Source organism: Streptomyces capitiformicae (genome assembly GCF_002214185.1).
GTDB lineage: Bacteria > Actinomycetota > Actinomycetes > Streptomycetales > Streptomycetaceae > Streptomyces > Streptomyces capitiformicae.
Map to the genome: position 1 here is coordinate 7,129,802 of NZ_CP022161.1, position 16,542 is coordinate 7,146,343.

Annotated in this window: 14 protein-coding genes and 1 pseudogene; 8 read left to right on the plus strand and 7 right to left on the minus strand. The window is 68.9% G+C overall.

Going from position 1 to position 16,542, the window contains the following annotated elements:
* The first annotated feature begins 190 nt into the window (after positions 1–190).
* The 5 genes and pseudogenes from CES90_RS31855 to CES90_RS50110 all read left to right on the plus strand — a co-directional run.
* Positions 191–1,084, plus strand: a complete 894-nt coding sequence (locus tag CES90_RS31855; RefSeq protein WP_189781017.1) for a phosphorothioated DNA-binding restriction endonuclease — start codon at positions 191–193, stop codon at positions 1,082–1,084.
* A gap of 117 nt (positions 1,085–1,201) precedes the next feature.
* A complete protein-coding gene (locus tag CES90_RS31860; RefSeq protein WP_189781016.1) occupies positions 1,202–1,480 on the plus strand; it encodes a CopG family transcriptional regulator in 279 nt (92 codons plus the stop codon).
* A gap of 16 nt (positions 1,481–1,496) precedes the next feature.
* A complete protein-coding gene (locus tag CES90_RS31865; protein ID WP_149827009.1) occupies positions 1,497–1,922 on the plus strand; it encodes a PIN domain-containing protein in 426 nt (141 codons plus the stop codon).
* 224 nt (positions 1,923–2,146) lie between these two features.
* Entirely contained in the window at positions 2,147–4,594 is a 2,448-nt protein-coding gene (locus CES90_RS31870) for a helicase-associated domain-containing protein (protein ID WP_229913610.1), read from the plus strand.
* Positions 4,595–4,819: 225 nt separating this feature from the next.
* Positions 4,820–5,005 (plus strand): annotated as a pseudogene (locus CES90_RS50110) (IS110 family transposase); the annotation flags it as partial.
* Between the two features lie 761 nt (positions 5,006–5,766).
* On the opposite strand, the gene CES90_RS52085 reads toward CES90_RS50110, so the two are convergent.
* From CES90_RS52085 to CES90_RS31890, 3 genes are read right to left on the minus strand one after another with little or no spacing between them, the layout of a single operon-like run.
* Positions 5,767–6,117, minus strand: a complete 351-nt coding sequence (locus CES90_RS52085) for a mobile element transfer protein (protein WP_373313268.1) — start codon at positions 6,115–6,117, stop codon at positions 5,767–5,769.
* Positions 6,118–6,126: 9 nt separating this feature from the next.
* The gene (locus CES90_RS31885) at positions 6,127–7,143 is read right to left on the minus strand and encodes a serine hydrolase (RefSeq protein WP_229913609.1); all 1,017 of its coding nucleotides are present in this window, start codon (positions 7,141–7,143) and stop codon (positions 6,127–6,129) included.
* A 32-nt stretch (positions 7,144–7,175) separates the two neighbouring features.
* The gene (locus tag CES90_RS31890) at positions 7,176–7,571 is read right to left on the minus strand and encodes a hypothetical protein (protein WP_189781014.1); all 396 of its coding nucleotides are present in this window, start codon (positions 7,569–7,571) and stop codon (positions 7,176–7,178) included.
* A 616-nt stretch (positions 7,572–8,187) separates the two neighbouring features.
* On the opposite strand from CES90_RS31890, the gene CES90_RS31895 reads away from it, so the two are divergent.
* The 3 genes from CES90_RS31895 to CES90_RS31905 all read left to right on the plus strand — a co-directional run bounded on the left by CES90_RS31895 (position 8,188) and on the right by CES90_RS31905 (position 11,495).
* The gene (locus tag CES90_RS31895; RefSeq protein ID WP_229913594.1) at positions 8,188–8,445 is read left to right on the plus strand and encodes a CopG family transcriptional regulator; all 258 of its coding nucleotides are present in this window, start codon (positions 8,188–8,190) and stop codon (positions 8,443–8,445) included.
* Positions 8,442–8,867, plus strand: a complete 426-nt coding sequence (locus CES90_RS31900; protein WP_189781012.1) for a PIN domain-containing protein — start codon at positions 8,442–8,444, stop codon at positions 8,865–8,867. The genes CES90_RS31895 and CES90_RS31900 overlap by 4 nt, the downstream gene beginning before the upstream one ends.
* A 555-nt stretch (positions 8,868–9,422) precedes the next feature.
* On the plus strand, positions 9,423–11,495 hold the full coding sequence (locus CES90_RS31905; RefSeq protein ID WP_189781011.1) for a SpoIIE family protein phosphatase: 2,073 nt from the start codon (positions 9,423–9,425) through the stop codon (positions 11,493–11,495).
* A gap of 437 nt (positions 11,496–11,932) precedes the next feature.
* Here CES90_RS31905 and CES90_RS31910 read toward each other — a convergent pair whose 3' ends face one another.
* The 4 genes from CES90_RS31910 to CES90_RS31925 all read right to left on the minus strand — a co-directional run bounded on the left by CES90_RS31910 (position 11,933) and on the right by CES90_RS31925 (position 16,324).
* Positions 11,933–12,148 carry a hypothetical protein gene (locus CES90_RS31910; RefSeq protein ID WP_189781010.1) on the minus strand — a complete coding sequence of 72 codons (216 nt, stop codon included), beginning with the start codon at positions 12,146–12,148 and terminating at the stop codon, positions 11,933–11,935.
* A 483-nt stretch (positions 12,149–12,631) separates the two neighbouring features.
* Positions 12,632–13,225, minus strand: a complete 594-nt coding sequence (locus tag CES90_RS31915; RefSeq protein WP_189781009.1) for a DinB family protein — start codon at positions 13,223–13,225, stop codon at positions 12,632–12,634.
* A gap of 181 nt (positions 13,226–13,406) precedes the next feature.
* Positions 13,407–15,842, minus strand: coding sequence for an ATP-binding cassette domain-containing protein (locus CES90_RS31920; protein WP_189781008.1), 2,436 nt, complete (start codon positions 15,840–15,842; stop codon positions 13,407–13,409).
* A 71-nt stretch (positions 15,843–15,913) separates the two neighbouring features.
* Entirely contained in the window at positions 15,914–16,324 is a 411-nt protein-coding gene (locus tag CES90_RS31925) for a VOC family protein (RefSeq protein WP_189781007.1), read from the minus strand.
* Positions 16,325–16,542: the final 218 nt, after the last annotated feature.

Below are 16,542 nucleotides of genomic sequence, written 5' to 3' on the forward strand. Positions count from 1 at the left end.
GCCGCCTGAACAGGCGAAACCGAGCGTCGGACCGCAACTCGCGGTCCGACGTTCTGGCATGCCATGGTCTCAGTTTTGGTCTCGTTTATTCCGGTCATTCAGCGCCATCGCTGCGACTCCAGGCCGCCGTCAGCCGCCTGCCCTCGCAAGTCCGGGACAGTGTCCGAGGGCGCCGCTACGATCGCCGGTCATGGACTGGCTGGAGCGCACCGCAAAGCTGAGGCAGTGGACCAGAAGCGGCACTCGCGCTCCGCACAAGCCGCTGCTGCTTCTGTACGCCCTCGGCCGGTTCCAACAGGGTGCCGACGACGAGCTGCGGTACAGCGCAGTGGAAGAGGACCTGAAGCGGCTGCTGTCCGAGTACGGGCCACCCAACAAGACGACGCCCGCCTACCCGTTCCATCACCTGGCCAGTGACGGGGTGTGGGAGGTGCGTACCGATCGCGGACCGGGCAGCCCCGGTAGTGGGGTACGGGAGCTGCGGGCCGCGGGAGCGGCAGGGCGCCTGGCGCCCGACCTGCGGACGGCGCTGCGGCGTGAGCCGTCGCTGCTCGGCCGGATGGCACGGGTGCTGCTCGACCTGAACTTCCCGCCATCGCTCCACGACGAGTTGTGCGAAGTCGTCGGTCTGGAGCCGGAACAGGCGGAGACCGCCGAGGTCTCGGCCGTGCGGAGGCGCCGGGACCCACGGATGCGGGAGCTGGTGCTGACGGCTTACGAGTATCGGTGCGCCTTCTGCGGCTATGACGGCAGGATCGGCGCGGTTCCGGTCGGACTGGAGGCCGCGCACGTGCGGTGGTGGGCGTTCGGCGGCCCTGACGATGTCGACAACGGACTGTGTCTGTGCTCGCTGCACCACAAGCTCTTCGACAAGGGCGTCCTCGGTGTCGGCGACGGCCACCGCATCCTGGTCTCACAGCGGTTCGTCGGCCACAGCCCTGCCGCCCACGAACACGTCATAGCACTCGCGGGCCGTACGCTCGTCGGCCCTCAGCCGGGCATCCGCTCCATCGCGCCGACCCATCGCGCCTGGCACGCGAGCCAGGTGTTCCACGGCGACCCACGCCCCGCCACAGCCGCCTGACAGCCGACTCCGCTCCGGAACTCTCCGGCCGAGCCCGGCCACGTGCGCAGGCCGCACTCGAGGCTGTCGCAGCGACAACCTGGTAAGGGATTCGATACCAGGAGTATGGTGACTTATATGGCAACCAAGAAGGTGACGGTGACCATCCCTGAGGATCTCCTGGACGAGATCCGCACGGAGGCAGCCGAGCGGGGCCTGTCGGCGTACGTCGCCGAGGCACTGCGCTTCAAGCGCGACCGGGACCGGCTGCGGGAACTCGCGGACTGGCTGCAGGAGGAACACGGCCCCGTCACCGATGACGAACATGTGGAAGCGCTGGAGGAGCTGGCGGACCTCGACGCCGAGCACGAGCGCCGCCGCGCCACCGCCAAGGACAATGCCGGAGAGGCCGCGTGAAGACCGGAGAGGCCGCGTGAAGAAACGGGCCGGTGACCCTGCGCAGCCGCGGCTGCGCGTCTTCGTGCTCGACTGTGAGGCACTGTCCCTCGCCGTGCGCGGTGACCGGAAGATGATCGCCTGGCTGGACCTCGCAGCGCGGGGCGAGGCCGAGGTGGTGACATCTCCTATGACGCTGGTCGAGGCATACGACGGCAGGACCACCGAGCAGCGCTGGGACTGGGTCCTCTCGCGCCTCAAGGTTGCCGAGATCGGGAAGGACGAGGCACGTCAGGCCCGTCGGCTCCTGGCCGACGCGAAGCTGCACGGACACAAGTACGCCATCGACGCGGTACTGGCCGTCATCGCCCGGCGACAGAAGGGGCAGGTCACCGTCTTCACCTCGGACGTGGACGATCTGGAGCGACTGGTCCCGGAGTCGATCGTCGTCCGGAAGGTATGACCCGCGGCGATAGTCGGCGACGTCAGCCGACGTCGCCGCGGCATGCACTCGGGCGGACATCGGCCACCCTTACGGTGTACGCCCCCGCACCACGGCCGCGCTGCATGCAACACGCAGCATGCAACACCCTTTCGTGTGACCTCATCGGCGTTGTCCGTCCGCCACCCTTGAATACTGTGCGTGCCGGTTCCCCTTGCGGAGCCATCCTGCTCTTCGACGGTGAGGTGTTCCCCATCAGTAAGTCCAGTGGATCAACACTGGCCGCCTGGCTGCTCAGCCTTGATACAGCGCGGCTGGAGAGGGTCCTCACAACGAGGGCCGATGCCGTGTCTCCTCCGGAGCCGAGGTCGGTCGGTGAACTGGCGGACCGCCTGCAGCGGCCGGGGGCCGTGGCACAGGTACTACCCCGGCTCGCGCTCCCGCACCTGCAGGTGGCCGAGGCGCTCGCGGCGCTGGCGCCCACCACCCGCGATGCAGCGGCGGAACTGCTGGGAGCGGTGGACGAGGAGCGTGCTCGCGGGCTGGACGCGGCCCTTCACACGCTGGCCGATCACGCGCTGGTCTGGCCGGATGGTCAGGGACTGCTGCGCATGGTGGCGCCGCTGCGGCAGGCTTGGGACGCTCCGTTGGGACTGGACCCACCACTGCGTCAACTGCTGAAGGACACCACCTCCGACGAACTGCGCCGCATGCTGGGGGCATTGGGGATCAAGTCCGGTGGCACCAAGCAGCAGCGGCTGACGGACCTGGTGGAACACCACAGAGACAGCGCGCGGATCACCGAACTCGTGGCACGGGCTCCGGTGGCCACCCGCAAGCTGCTTGAGCGCCGGGCGAGGACCGCGCCGGGGCGGTCGGAGTTCATTGTGTTCGGGTCTCCGGGGATCGACTCGGAGCCGGGTGCGCGATGGGCGCTGGAGCGGGGACTTCTGGTTCAGGACCGTCGCGGGTACGGAACGGCGCGCATGCCGGCCGAGGTGGCGCTCGCTCTGCGCGGGCCCGGCTGGCGCGCTCCGTTCGAGCCCGTCCCGCCCGACGTGCCCGCCATGCCCGTCACCCCGGCCGAGGTGGACCGCGAGGCGACGGCCGCGGCCATGGCGTTCGGCGCTCATGCCGCCTCGGTTCTCACGGTGTGCGCCGCCTCACCGCCGGCCCGGCTGAAGAGCGGCGGGATCGGAGCACGAGAACTCTCCCGGGTCGGCAAGGCGGCACGCTGTGACGACGTCGTAGTGCGCATTGTGTTCGAAACGGCCTACGCCGCCGGGCTGTTGGCCCGGGACGGCGACAGGGTCACGGCGACGGAAGGCTACGACGCCTGGGCGGAACAGGAACCGGCTGAACAGTTCGCGGTGCTTCTCCGGGCGTGGCGGACAATGCAGCTCACCCCCGGTCAGGCCCGCGACGAGGACGGCAAGTCCCTGGCCGTGCTTGCCGGAGCACCTCCTTGTGGCGGCTGTCTGCAGGCCCGGGAGGGTCTCCTCACCGCCGCGGCACGGCTCCCAGTGGGGCACGGCGTGAAGAGTCACGCGGACCTGGGCCCGCTTGTCGCCTGGCACCGTCCACTCGCCGACTCGCTGCCCCAGGACGCCACGCCGTTCGCCACCGTGATCCGCGAGGCGGAACTGCTCGGCGTTCTCGCCCGGGGCGCTCTGTCCCCCGTCGGGACCGCCCTGTTGTCCACCCGGCCGGACGATGACGCCGAGACACTGGCCGCCGCCTGCCGACGGCTGCTTCCCGACGCCACCGCGTCCGCCCGCTTCGGCACCGACCTCACGGCCGTCGTCACCGGCACGCCGTCCGCCCGCCTCACCACGCTGCTGGATTCGGTCGCCGACCGCGAAACCGGCGGCACGGCATCGGTGTGGCGGTTCAGCTCCGGCACCATCCGCCGGGCCCTGGACGCCGGCCGCACCCCCGATGCCATCGAAGCCGACCTGGCCGCCATCTCCGTAGAGACTCTCCCCCAGCCGCTGGTCTACTTGATCCACGACACCGCGCGCGGTCACGGCCGGGTGCGCATCGCCCCCGCGGCCTGCGTGCTCCACGGCGAAGAGCCCGCACTCCTGGCCGAGCTGGCCGCCCACCGAGGGCTAGCCCAACTCGGCCTGCGGCACCTGGCGCCGACTGTACTGGTGAGCCGGACCTCGCTCGACAAAACCCTCGCAGCGCTCCGGGCCGCGGGCTATGCCCCAGTCGCCGAAACCGCCGACGGGACGGTACGAGTCGAGAAGGCTCAGCGCCACCGTGCCGTCGCACCGGTCCCGTCCCCGCGCCGGTCCGGCGCCACCTCCCGCCGCCGGAAGACCGACGGCCGGACGGATGAGGCTCCGGCGGCGGCCGACCTGCGTGCCCTGGCCACTCGGTTGAAGACCGCGCCACCGGCCTCCCCGCAGCCCGACCCGTACAACGGCATCCCCTTCGACAGCGACACCGAGGAAATCATCGCCGGGTACGCCCGTCAGCTATCCCTCACCGACGTTCGTCAGCTGGCCCATGCCGTAAGCGAAGGCCACCCGGTCACCATTGAATACGTCGCCGCCTCGGGCAGCCGCACTATCCGGACCCTCAGCGAGCTCGATCTCGACCCGCCCCACCTGTACGCCTGGTGCCATCTGCGGAACGACGAGCGTGTTTTCACCCTCTCCCGCATTCACGGCGTCATGCCCAGGTAGCCGCGTGGTCTCAGTTCTGGTCTCATTCACCCCCGTCCGGCGCCGTCCGAAACTTCCCTCAGCAACCGCTCCACCGCAGGTCAGCACGCCCCCGGCCCTCGCTGAACCCCCAGACGAACATGTGGAAAGCGTGTTGGGGGCAACCCCTCACGAGTTCGAATCTCGTATGCTCCGCCAGCTCAGAGGGCCGGGCCGCCTCACCGGTCCGGCCCTCTGGCCTTTGTCCGTCTCAAGGAGACCCGCACCTTCTCGTCGATGACGTCCGGGCTGCTGGCCATGCGGGACTGGCTGCTCGCCGAAGGAGTCACCGTGGCCGGCATGGAGGCCACCGGCGTGTACTGGAAGCCCGTGTTCTACCTGCTCGGACACGACATGGAGTGCTGGCTGATCAACGCCCGGCGGCAGAGCTCCGGCAGTTCGGTCGGCATCACTCATCATGCTCATCGGACCATCCGGGTGGCCCTTGGCGAGGCAGTGCGGCGCGGGCACGTGCCCACCAACGTCGCCGAGATCGCCAAAGCCCCGCGCCGCGAACGAGATCGCCAAGGCTCCGCGGCTCGAAGAGGAGGACATCGAGCCGTACACGATCGAGGAGGTGCATTGCCTGCTCGTCGAGGCGGCCAAGCTCCGCGACAGCGCGCGCTGGGTCGTCGCCCTGGCGCTCGGGCTCCGGGAAGGGAAGGCCCTCGGGCTGCACCGGGAGGTCGTCGACCTGGACGCGGGGTACGTCAGTACCCGCAATAACCGGCTCCGGCCCAAGTACGCGCACGGCTGCGGAGACGACCCTTGCGGGAGGAAGGTCGGCTACTGCCCGCAGCATGAGCAGGTCCGCCGCGAGTACAAGACGACCAAGTCCCGCGCCGGACGGCGGACGATCGGCCTGCCGGATCCGCTGATCAAGCTCCTCCGCCAGCACCGGGAGGAGCAGGAGTGGGAACGGATCGCGGCCGGTGCCGACTGCGCGGGCAAGGGGTACGCCTTCGCCTCGCCAACCGGCGGCCCCGCTACGAACGAGGGCCGCACCAGGCCGTGCCATCTTCCAGTAGAAGCGCTCCAGTCGCTCAAGCCGGTGTGCGCCCAGGCCGGCCACGAGGTGGACACGCACGCCCACCTCGTGGCCGTCGCACATGTTCTCGGAGACGTACGACGTGGCGATGCTCTCGACCCAGTGCTCAAGCCGGCTGAACGGTCCAGCTCCTACCCAGCTTCCGGAGTTTCTTGGCATCCCTCGCCCGCTCCATCGCGCGGACTGCCTTGGTCACCTCGGCCCTGGTCTTCCGCTCGATGTGACGGCGGTCGGGCTTACCGTCATCGCGGACGTCTACCGTCACCCGACCGTGCCACTTCCTGTCCTTGCCGAAGTGGTACAGCCGCCGAGCCCGGAGAGCCGGCGGAGGATGGGCCCGTTCAGCGGCGGGACGGCTGTCGTAGTCGGTGGAGAAGCCGCGGCGCGGGGCGGTGCAGGCTGCGGTGTACACGACTACGCCGAAGCCCTGGCCGGAGCACCTCTTTGCCGCAGCCACCCATCCACCTCATCTGGGCTGGTGGGGCTGCAACTTGAGCTGCTTGACCAGATTCTGCGGGGTGAGCTGGAGGCGGCGGGAAGACGACTGCTCCGGGAACAGATCGTGGTGAACTGCGCGAGCGACTCCTTCAATGGTGCCTATCCCGTAAATCCACCCTGATTCTGCCGGATGGCCATCAGGGACTCTGTTGTTCTCCGTGAGGACAACAAGCCCGTAGTCGTAGTCGTCACCAGTGAATGCAGCCATGCTGTTCACCTTCCAGTCAAGCCTGTCGTAGGGGTCTACACCAGGATTGTTGGAGCGCCGCAGCCAGCCGTTCTTGACATGGACGACAGCGTTCTGGGGAGCTCCTGCCGGGGCTCCCCATCGCTGGTCACTTTGGACGTGATTCATGAGGTCCAGCGCGTAGGCGCGTGCCTCTTGGGGGAGCACCGGCGCTCCTGTGTCACTGTTGTCAGTGAACACCTTCAGAAGTTGAAGCTGATCCGCCGCGGTGACCTGACTGAGACCCCAGAAGCCTTCCTTGTCGAGGATGGTGTTTTTCATTCCCGCCGCGTCGAGAAATTCCTGAATCTTAACAGGGTTCGGGGCGGACGGATTCGTCAGGTCCGAAAGTTTTTTCCAGAGAGTCGTGGCTGCAGCATTGTCCGAAGCAGTGATCATTTTTCTGGCAAGAGTGTCGTCCTCACCGGTCAGAGGGCCCTTGCTGTGGAACAGCAGCGCACCCAGGATGACTGGCTTTATCACACTTGCCGCGTCCTGCTGCCTGTTCTCGTCGTATGCGCAAGCAATACCGGTTTTGCGGTCGTAGAGTGCAACCGACGCCACACTGTCGCGGCCCCTCAGGGCCTCGTTTATGTCTTTCTCGATGCGCTTGGCCAGGAGGCGTCCAGTCGGCTCGTTGCCATCCGAGGTGCATGCGGCCCCGGCACCCTCCCGACCGCCAGTCACTGCGGATGCCGCAGTCGGCACCAAGGCCATGAGGGCTATCACGCCAGCCGCCACCTTTATGTACTTATGCACAGTCAACCCTTCGCACTTTATCCACCGAACCTTTACGTCACCCGCTCTCGCGAATAACGATGCCGCACAATAGCACAAGCATCCGAAGGGAAATGCGAAATTGCTCGGGTCGTCGTGGGGACAGAAATAGAACGGTTTACCGTCCCGGCCGAAGCCGATGGTGGGCCGATCGCCGAGCGGGGTCCCCGGTGCATGGCGGCGTCGGTGAAGCCGGCCGCGGGCTCGAAGCCGAGGCCGCCGGCGTAGGTGATCGCGTCGTGCACGATCGTCTGTGCCTGCTCCACGCTGATCGACAGGGGCGGGTGGTCGAAAGCCGAGTAGTACTTCGATACGTATGTGGTCAGGGAGCCGGAACCCATCACCGCCGGGTCGGTCACGTTCTTCGCCCTGAAGCAGTACACATCCACCAGGAAACCGGTGACGGTCACCCTGCTGGCCCGTTCCTGGCGAGCCGGCAGGATCTGGGCGAAGCCACCCGTGTCAGGATCGGCTCCTGGCCGATCGGGTCGGCCGCCGCCCGGCCGGGGCCCTGGTCATGTCCAGTCCCGCGCTCCACCCCGCATTGACCCGGCAGCCCACCACTGACCGCTCATCTGGAGGAGTGTGCGCCTGCGCCGCCTCGGCGACGCGCCACACCAGCGCGGTGGCCTGGGCCGGACGCAGCCCCAGGCGCCTTCGCGATCTGCTTCGGCGCGCTGCCGCGCTCCCTCATCATCTCCCGTACCCGGGCCAGCAGTTCCTCATTGTGCGTGGTCGCCGTCGCAGTCTGCCACGCCCACGCCATGCCCCATACGGGGTACACGTGAGCGATTCCGGCCCCGCAGCCCACCGCCTGTCACCCTGGGCTTGACGGCAACGGGCGGAATCGAGCCGGAGCGATTCGCCCGTGGCCTTTCGCGCCGGACGAGGCCATGTACGGCTGCTGGGCTTCACCACAGCGGTGAAGGACGAGCCGTCCGGCCACGCCACTGTCGTGGAGCATCCCGGTAAGGGAAGCAACACCAGGAGTATGGTCTCTTATATGGCGAGACCAAGAAGGTGACGGTGACGATCCCCGCGGATCTCCTGGACGAGATCCGTGGGGAGGCGGCGGAACGGGGCCTGTCGGCGTACGTCGCCGACGCCCTGCGTTTCAAGCGCGACCGCGACCGGCTACGGGAACTGTCCGACTGGCTGCAGGAGGAACACGGCCCCCTCAGCGAGGCGGAGCGCACGGCAGCGTTCGAGGAGCTGGAGGATCTCGACGCCGAGCACGAGCGCCGCCGCCCCGCTGGAAAGCACGACGCCGGAGAGGCCGCGTGAAGAAGCGGGCCGGTGAGTACGGGCAGCGGCCACTGCGCGTCTTCGTACTCGACTGCGAAGCCCTGTCCCTGGCCGTACGAGGCGACCGGAAGATGATCGCCTGGCTCGACCTCGCGGCCGGAGGCGAAGCCGAGGTGGTGACGTCTCCGATGACGCTGGTCGAAGCGTACGACGGCAGAACCACCGAGCAGCGCTGGGACTGGGTGCTCTCCAGGCTCAAGGTCGCGGACATCGGAAAGGACGAGGCCCGTCAGGCCCGCCGCCTCCTGGCCGATGCCAAGCTGCACGGCCACGAGTACGCGATCGACGCCGTACTCGCTGTCCTCGCACGCCAGCAGAAGGGCCAGGTCACCGTCTTCACCTCGGACGTGGACGACCTGGAACAGCTGGTTCCGGACTCGATCGTCGTCAAGAAGGTATGACCCGGCGCTCTGGTCTCGGTTCTGGTCTCAGTTCTGGTCTCAGTTCTGGTCTCAGTTCTGGTCTCAGTTCTGGTCTCAGTCCTGGTCTCAATCACCCCCGTCCGACGCCGCACGACGCCTCTCTCACGCCCCGCTCCACCGCAGGTCAAGACGCCTACGCCGGTTGCAGTTCTGGTTGCGTTTACAGGCGACATCAGGGACATCTCGCCAAACAGACAGGCGCACGCCGCCGCCGAGACGCCCGGCCCCACGGCCATGGTGGCCCCGGCCTCCTCCATGCCGCCGGGCCCGGACCGCCCCGACCCATACCCGGAGAATCCGCGGAGTCGGCGTGATCAGATGCTGCGCCGTGCCCTGTGCGAGGGGTGGCCGGTCCGGGAGCGTGGGCGAGTCGTGGCGGTGGCGGGCCCAGGTGCCGACTTGCGGTGAAATGGCCGACTACCTCGAACGGCCTCTGCATGACATGCGGTGTTCCGCGAGGGAAGGTATGACTGACAGGGAGACCCAGGGATGAGGCCCCGGGCGGTTCCGGCACTGCCGAAGGGAACGGCCGGTATGCCTGAGCGAGAGTCCTGGAACGGGAACAGGTTGGGGGACGGCCTCACCGCTGCGCCGGGCGGCCTGCTCGATCTACTGCGGGTTGCCGCCCTGGTCCTGGGCAGCGACGGGCGGATCGTGCTGTGGAGCCCCGAGGCGGAGCTGTTGCTGGGTTTCTCCGCCGCTGAGGCACTGGGCGAGAACGCGGGTCGGCTGCTGGTGGCACCGGAGAACCGGTCACGGGCCCGAGAGCTGTTCGAGCACGTACGCTCAGGTGCGCGCTGGGCGGGAGTCTTTCCGGTACGGCACAAGGACGGCTCCATGCGCCGGGTGGAGTTCCGCACCATGCAACTGCGTGATGCGCGCGGCGACGTTCATGCCCTTGGGCTGGCCACGGACGCCCAAACCGTACGGGACGTGGAGCGGGACCTGGCCCTGTCCCACACCCTGTTCCACCAGTCACCGGTGGGCATCGCGGTGTTCGACACCGATCTGCGGTGGGTGCGCGTCAATCCGTCGCTGGAGCGGATCAACGGCGTGCCCGAGGAGGCCGTGCTGGGCCGCCGCGTCGGCGAGGCGCTGCCGGCGCTGGATGTGGAGGCCATCGAGTCGCGGATGCGTCAGGTCCTGCGGACCGGTGAGCCACTGCTCGATCGGCAGACCATAGGCCGGACGGCCGCGGACAGCGAGGACCACGCCTACTCGGAGTCGTACCACCGGATCGAGGACGCGAACGGGCGGGTGCTGGGCCTGGCGATGGCGATCCTTGACGTCTCCGAGCGGCAGCGGGCGGCGGCCGAGGTCGCGAAGGCACGGGAGCGGCTGGCGGTCATAGCCGACGCCAGTGTTCGCATCGGCACCACGCTGGACCTGCGCCAGACTGCCCGTGAGCTGGCGGAGGTGGCCGTGCCGGAGCTCGCCGACCTCGCGGCGGTCGACGTACTCGACTCGGTGGTCGATCTCGGCGGAACGGCCACGACACGCATGGACGGCCTCCTCGACTTCCGGGCGCTCGCCGTCGCGGCCTGCTGTCCCACCCATGCGATCGAGGCTGCGGATCCGGTCGGCGAACTGGCGTCGTACGACTCATCACGGGTGATCACCCAGTGCGTGCGAGAGGCGCGGCCGATCCTGCTGCGGCGGGTGACCGCCGTGACGATGCGGCGCATCGCCAGAGACGACTCCGCCGCCGAGACGCTCCGGCGGGCCGGGGTCCACTCCTATCTGGCCGCCCCTCTGCTGGCCCGCGGCGAGGTGCTGGGCACACTCAGCCTCTCCCGCACGGTGAACCCCCGGCCGTTCGACGGCCAGGACGTCACGCTCGCCACCGACCTGGCCGCACGCGCCGCCATCTGCATCGACAACTCCCGGCTGTACGGACGTGAGCGCAACACCGCGCTCACCCTCCAGCGCAGCCTGCTCCCCCAGGAGCCGCCGCACTGCGCCGACATCGAGGTCGCCTCCCGCTACCTGCCCGCGGTCAGCGAGGTCGGCGGAGACTGGTTCGACGTACTGCCGCTCAAGGACGGCAAGGTCGGCCTGGTCGTCGGCGACGTGATGGGCAAGGGCGTGCACGCCGCGGCGATCATGGGCCAGCTCCGTACGGCCACCCGCGCCCTCGCCCGGCTGGACCTGCCGCCGGCCGAGCTGCTGTACCACCTCGACGACATCGCCGCCTCGCTCGGTGACTCCGACTCGATGGCCACCTGCCTCTACGTCGTCTGCGACCCACGGCTCCACCGGTGCGAACTCTCCCGCGCAGGCCATCTGCCGCCGGTACTCGTGGACCCGGCCGGCAGAGCCGAACTCCTCGACGTACCCGGCGCAGTGCCGCTCGGTGTCGGGGGCGTGCCGTTCGGCTCCGAGGAGCATGATCTGACGGAAGGAACGCTGCTCGCACTGTTCACGGACGGCCTGGTGGAGAACCGCGGGGAATCAATCGACATCGGACTGCAGAAGCTGCTACGGCTCTTGGACGGCACCCAGCTTCCGCTGGAGGAGACCTGTGACATGCTGCTCGGCGCCTTGCACCGGGAACCGGACGACGATGTGGCACTGCTCCTCGCCCGGCACAGCAGCTCACAGAATTGAGGAGTCGATCTCCCACAGCTCAGGTACGAGGACGGTCAGCCGCAGCAGCAAGGCGGGGGCAAAGGTCTCCGGAACGCGTACGACCGGGTGCGCAGACGGCCGACCCCACACCGAGCACGGCCCGCCAGATAATTCTCGTTGCATTCACCGCTGTTCAGTACCGTCCGCCACCTGCCCTCAGCTCCATTCCGCCGCAGGTCAGGACTCTCCTATCCTCCGCCAGTGCCTCACCGGGCACCATGTCGCCCCCGCGTCCATGTCGTCGTAGCCGCGCTCGACCAGGCCCACCAGACCTGCCCACGCGTTCACCCTTTCGGCGACCATGGATGCCGTCCGCCAGCCGCGCTGTTGCTGTGAGTGTTCAGGGCGCCCGACCCGGTACGGGCTGAGAAGCGGGCCCCGCAGCAAAAGGCGCGAGACCCGCCTCTTCAGGTGTCCTAGCCAACAGTCCCGCCCGGAACGAAGGCGGCGCCGGCGTCGAAGTCCTGGTTGCACCGCAAGGCCTGCAGGTTGCCGGCAACGGCGCCAGACGGGCTGACCGCGCAGACGTTGCCGATCGCCTGGGTGTCGTCGTCGCCGTGCGCGACCCCGCCGCCGAGAGCCATGCCACCGACCATGAACGTTACGGCCGCGGCCTTCTTGAGCTTGTTCATCGCTTCTCCGATTCCTTCACACATTCGGATTATTACGGAATGCATTCAGTTGGTCGCAGAAAGTACCAGACCTCCCGAGAGATCCTCCGCATGAAGGTTCGTTCCCGCGTGGCCACCGCCATCGCCGCGGTCGTGCATCCCTGGCGGCCCCGGGCGACGGACATCGACGATCCGGCCAAGGTCGAACGGTGGCTGCGCGGTTACGCCGAGGACCAGATACGGGACGGCAGACGGCTCTACGGCATCTGGCTCGACGGACTGCTCGTCGGCGGGGCTGGGTCCTCCGCCTTCGACGCCCGCAACGGGACCTGCGCGTTGGGCGTCCGGCCCGCGCCGGAGGCGCGCGGCCGGGGGCTGGTGACACTCGCCGCCGGCCGCCTGACCGAGTGGGCCCTCGGCACGCGTTGGCACTGGACGGCGTACGACACGACGTGGAGGTGTGGTCGCGGGTCGCCCAGCGGGGGTGAGCGCGGCAACCGCGGTCTATTCCGTACGAGACGCCTGCTGGGCCGCGCTCTCCAGCCGGTTCCGGTACTCCGTCCACCACGCGGAGTCGCCCGGCGGCAGGCTCGTGTTGGTCTCGTTCATGCCCACGGCTCCGTCGATGAGTTCGCGGAGGATGTCGGCGTGGCCCGCGTGGCGTTGGGTGTCGGCGATGACGCGGGTGAGGATGTGGTGGAGGGTCGTCTTGTCGCGGTCGTCGGGCCACCAGGGGACGGTGCCGATCGTGTCCAGGGGCAGTGCGTCGACGGTGGCGTTCGAGTGGGCCCAGGCACGGCGGTAGAGGTCGGTGATCCACTCGCGTGACTCGTCGGGGGTCGCCCACATGTCCGAGTTGGGCTCGGCGTCGGCCGCCTGCCAGGTCAGCGGTTCGCCGTGCGGGCGGCCGAAGGTGTCGCCCAGGTAGCCCAGTTCGACGCCGGCCGCGTGCTTCACCAGGCCCAGGAGGTTGGTGCCGGTCGGCGTCATGGGGCGCCGGATGTCGTACTCGGAAAGCCCGTCGAGTTTCCACAGCAGGGAGTCCCGGGCGGACTGGAGGTAGAAGAGGAGGTCGGCCTTGGCGTCTGGGGTGGGCATGGGGCCAGTCTGCTGTCCCGCACGAGCCACCCGCACGACTTTTGCGGGCCGCCTCTTCGCGGGCCGCCTCTTCGCGGGCCGCCTCTTCGCGGGTGGACGGCCGCACCCGGCACTGGCCGGAAGACAGCCGCCCACCCATCCCTGGTCAGGCCCGTCAGGCCCGTCAGACCCGTCAGACCCGTCAGGCCCCCACGTACGCCGCCAGGTGCTCCCCCGTGAGCGTGGCGCGGGCCTTGACCAGGTCGGCCGGGGTGCCCTCGAAGACGATCCGGCCGCCGTCGTGGCCGGCGCCGGGGCCGAGGTCGATGATCCAGTCGGCGTGGGCCATGACCGCCTGGTGGTGTTCGATGACGATGACCGACTTGCCGGAGTCGACGAGACGGTCGAGGAGGCCGAGTATCTGCTCGACGTCGGCGAGGTGGAGGCCGGTCGTCGGCTCGTCGAGTACGAAGACCTGACGGTCGCCGCCCTTTTCGCCCATGTGCGTGGCCAGCTTGAGCCGCTGTCGCTCGCCGCCGGACAGGGTGGTGAGGGGCTGGCCGAGGGTGAGGTAGCCGAGGCCGACGTCGGCGAGGCGGTCGAGGATGCGGTGCGCGGCCGGTGTGGCCGCCTCGCCACCGCCGAAGAACTCCTCGGCCTCGGTCACCGACATCGCCAGCACCTCGCTGATGTCCCGGCCGCCGAGGTGGTAGTCGAGCACCGACGGCTGGAACCGCTTCCCCTCGCAGTCCTCGCACGGGGTGGCGACGCTCTGCATGATCGCCAGGTCGGTGTAGATGACGCCGGCGCCGTTGCAGGTGGGGCAGGCGCCCTCGGAGTTCGCGCTGAACAGCGCCGGCTTCACGCCGTTGACCTTGGCGAAGGCCTTGCGGATCGGGTCGAGGAGTCCGGTGTACGTCGCCGGGTTGCTGCGCCGGGAGCCGCGGATCGGCGTCTGGTCGACGGACACCACGCCCTCGGCCCCCGCTTGCCGGGGCAGCGCCCCGTGCACGAGCGAGCTCTTGCCGGAGCCGGCGACGCCGGTGATGACGGTGAGCACGCCGAGCGGGATGTCGACGTCGACGCCGCGCAGGTTGTTCGCCGTCGCGCCGCGGATCTCCAGGGCGCCCGTGGCCTTGCGTACCGTCTCCTTGAGGCCGGCCCGGTCGTCGAGATGGCGGCCGGTGACGGTGTCGCTCGCCCGCAGCCCGTCGACGGTGCCCTCGAAGCAGACGGTGCCGCCCGCCGTACCGGCGCCGGGGCCGAGGTCGACGACATGGTCGGCGATCGCGATCACCTCCGGCTTGTGCTCCACCACCAGCACCGTGTTGCCCTTGTCCCGCAGCCGCAGCAGCAGGTCGTTCATCCGCTGGATGTCATGGGGGTGCAGGCCGATGGTGGGCTCGTCGAAGACGTAGGTGACATCGGTGAGCGAGGAGCCGAGGTGGCGGATCATCTTGACGCGCTGGGCCTCACCGCCCGACAGCGTGCCCGCCGGCCGGTCCAGCGCGAGATAGCCGAGGCCGATCTCCACGAACGAGTCCAGGGTGTGCCGCAGCTTGGCGAGCAGCGGCGCCACCGACCGCTCATCTATGCCGCGGACCCATTCGGCGAGGTCACGGATCTCCATCGCGCAGGCGTCGGCGATGCTGATCCGCTTGATCTTCGACGACCGGGCCCCCTCGCTGAGCCGGGTGCCGTCGCACTCGGGGCAGGTGGTGAAGGTGACGGCCCGCTCCACGAACGCCCGGATGTGCGGCTGCATCGCCTCCTTGTCCTTGGAGAGGAACGACTTCTGGATCTTGGGGATCAGGCCCTCGTAGGTGAGGTTGATGCCGTTGACCTTGACCTTGGTCGGCTCGCCGTAGAGGAAGTCGTGCATCTCCTTCTTGGTGAAGCTGCGGATCGGTTTGTTCGGGTCGAGGAAGCCGGACTGGGCGTAGAGGCCCACGGTCCACTGACTGTCCGACTTCCAGCCCGGGATGGTGAACGCGCCCTCCGCGATCGACTTGGAGTCGTCGTAGAGCTGGGTGAGGTCGATGTCGGAGACCGAACCCCGGCCCTCGCAGCGGTTGCACATACCTCCGGTGCGCTCGTAAGTCGCCTTCTGTGCCTTGGTCTTGGCGCCCTTCTCGACGGTGATCGCGCCGCTCGCCCGGACGGAGGCGGTGTTGAAGGAGTACGCGCTGGGCGGGCCGATGTGCGGCTTGCCGAGCCGGCTGAACAGGATGCGCAGCATCGCGTTGGCGTCGGTGGCGGTGCCGACCGTGGAGCGGGGGTCGGCGCCCATCCGCTGCTGGTCGACGCTGATCGCGGTCGTCAGCCCGTCCAGTACGTCGACCTCGGGCCGCGCGAGCGTCGGCATGAAGCCCTGCACGAAGGTGCTGTAGGTCTCGTTGATCAACCGCTGCGACTCGGCGGCGATCGTGTCGAACACCAGTGAGCTCTTGCCCGAGCCGGAAACGCCGGTGAACACCGTCAGACGGCGCTTCGGGATCTCGATGCTGACGTCCTTGAGGTTGTTCTCGCGGGCGCCGTGCACACGGATCAGATCATGGCTGTCGGCGGCGTGCCCCTCACGACCGTCGCCCGCGCCCCGCCCGGCGGCCCGCGCGTCCGTGCTCGTGACCTTGCTCATCGTGTCTCCATCTGTGATCTGTCGGGCTTCCGTAGGGCTTCCGTAGGGCTTCCGTAGGGCTTCTGTAGGGCTCAGCGCGATTGCTGGATGCGGATCCAGTTGCCGGCCGGGTCGCGGAAGACGCAGTCGCGGACACCGTACGGCTGGTCGATCGGCTCCTGGACGACGTCAGCGTCGCGGGCCTGGAGCCGGTCGAAGGTGGCGTCGACGTCGGCGGTGGCGAGGACGATGCCGGCGTAGGTGCCCTTGGCCATCATCTCGGCGATGGTGTCGCGCTCGTCGTCGGTGAGGTCGGGGTCGGCGGCGGGCGGCGTCAGGACGACGGACGTGCCCGGCTGATCGGCCGGGCCGACCGTGATCCAGCGCGTCCCGCCGTGCCCGACATCGCCCCTGACCTCGAAGCCGAGGGTGTCGCGGTAGAAGGCCAGGGCGGCGTCCGGGTCGTCGTGCGGAAGGAAGCTCGCGTGGATGGTGAGGTCCATGGCACTCACGCTAGGGGCGGCGCGGCGTCGGTGCTTCTCCATTCCTGACCAGTAGGGCCGGTGGCGGTGAGGACCCCGGCGGATTCGGGCCGGGCGTCGCGGGTCTGGACGCTACCGGCCAGACCCGCGAGCGGCGTACGGGGACGTCGAGCGGTACGCGGGGCTCGCCCGGGCGGTGCGGGGCGGAGACGGCCCAGTCGTACTTCGCGGTGAAGGCG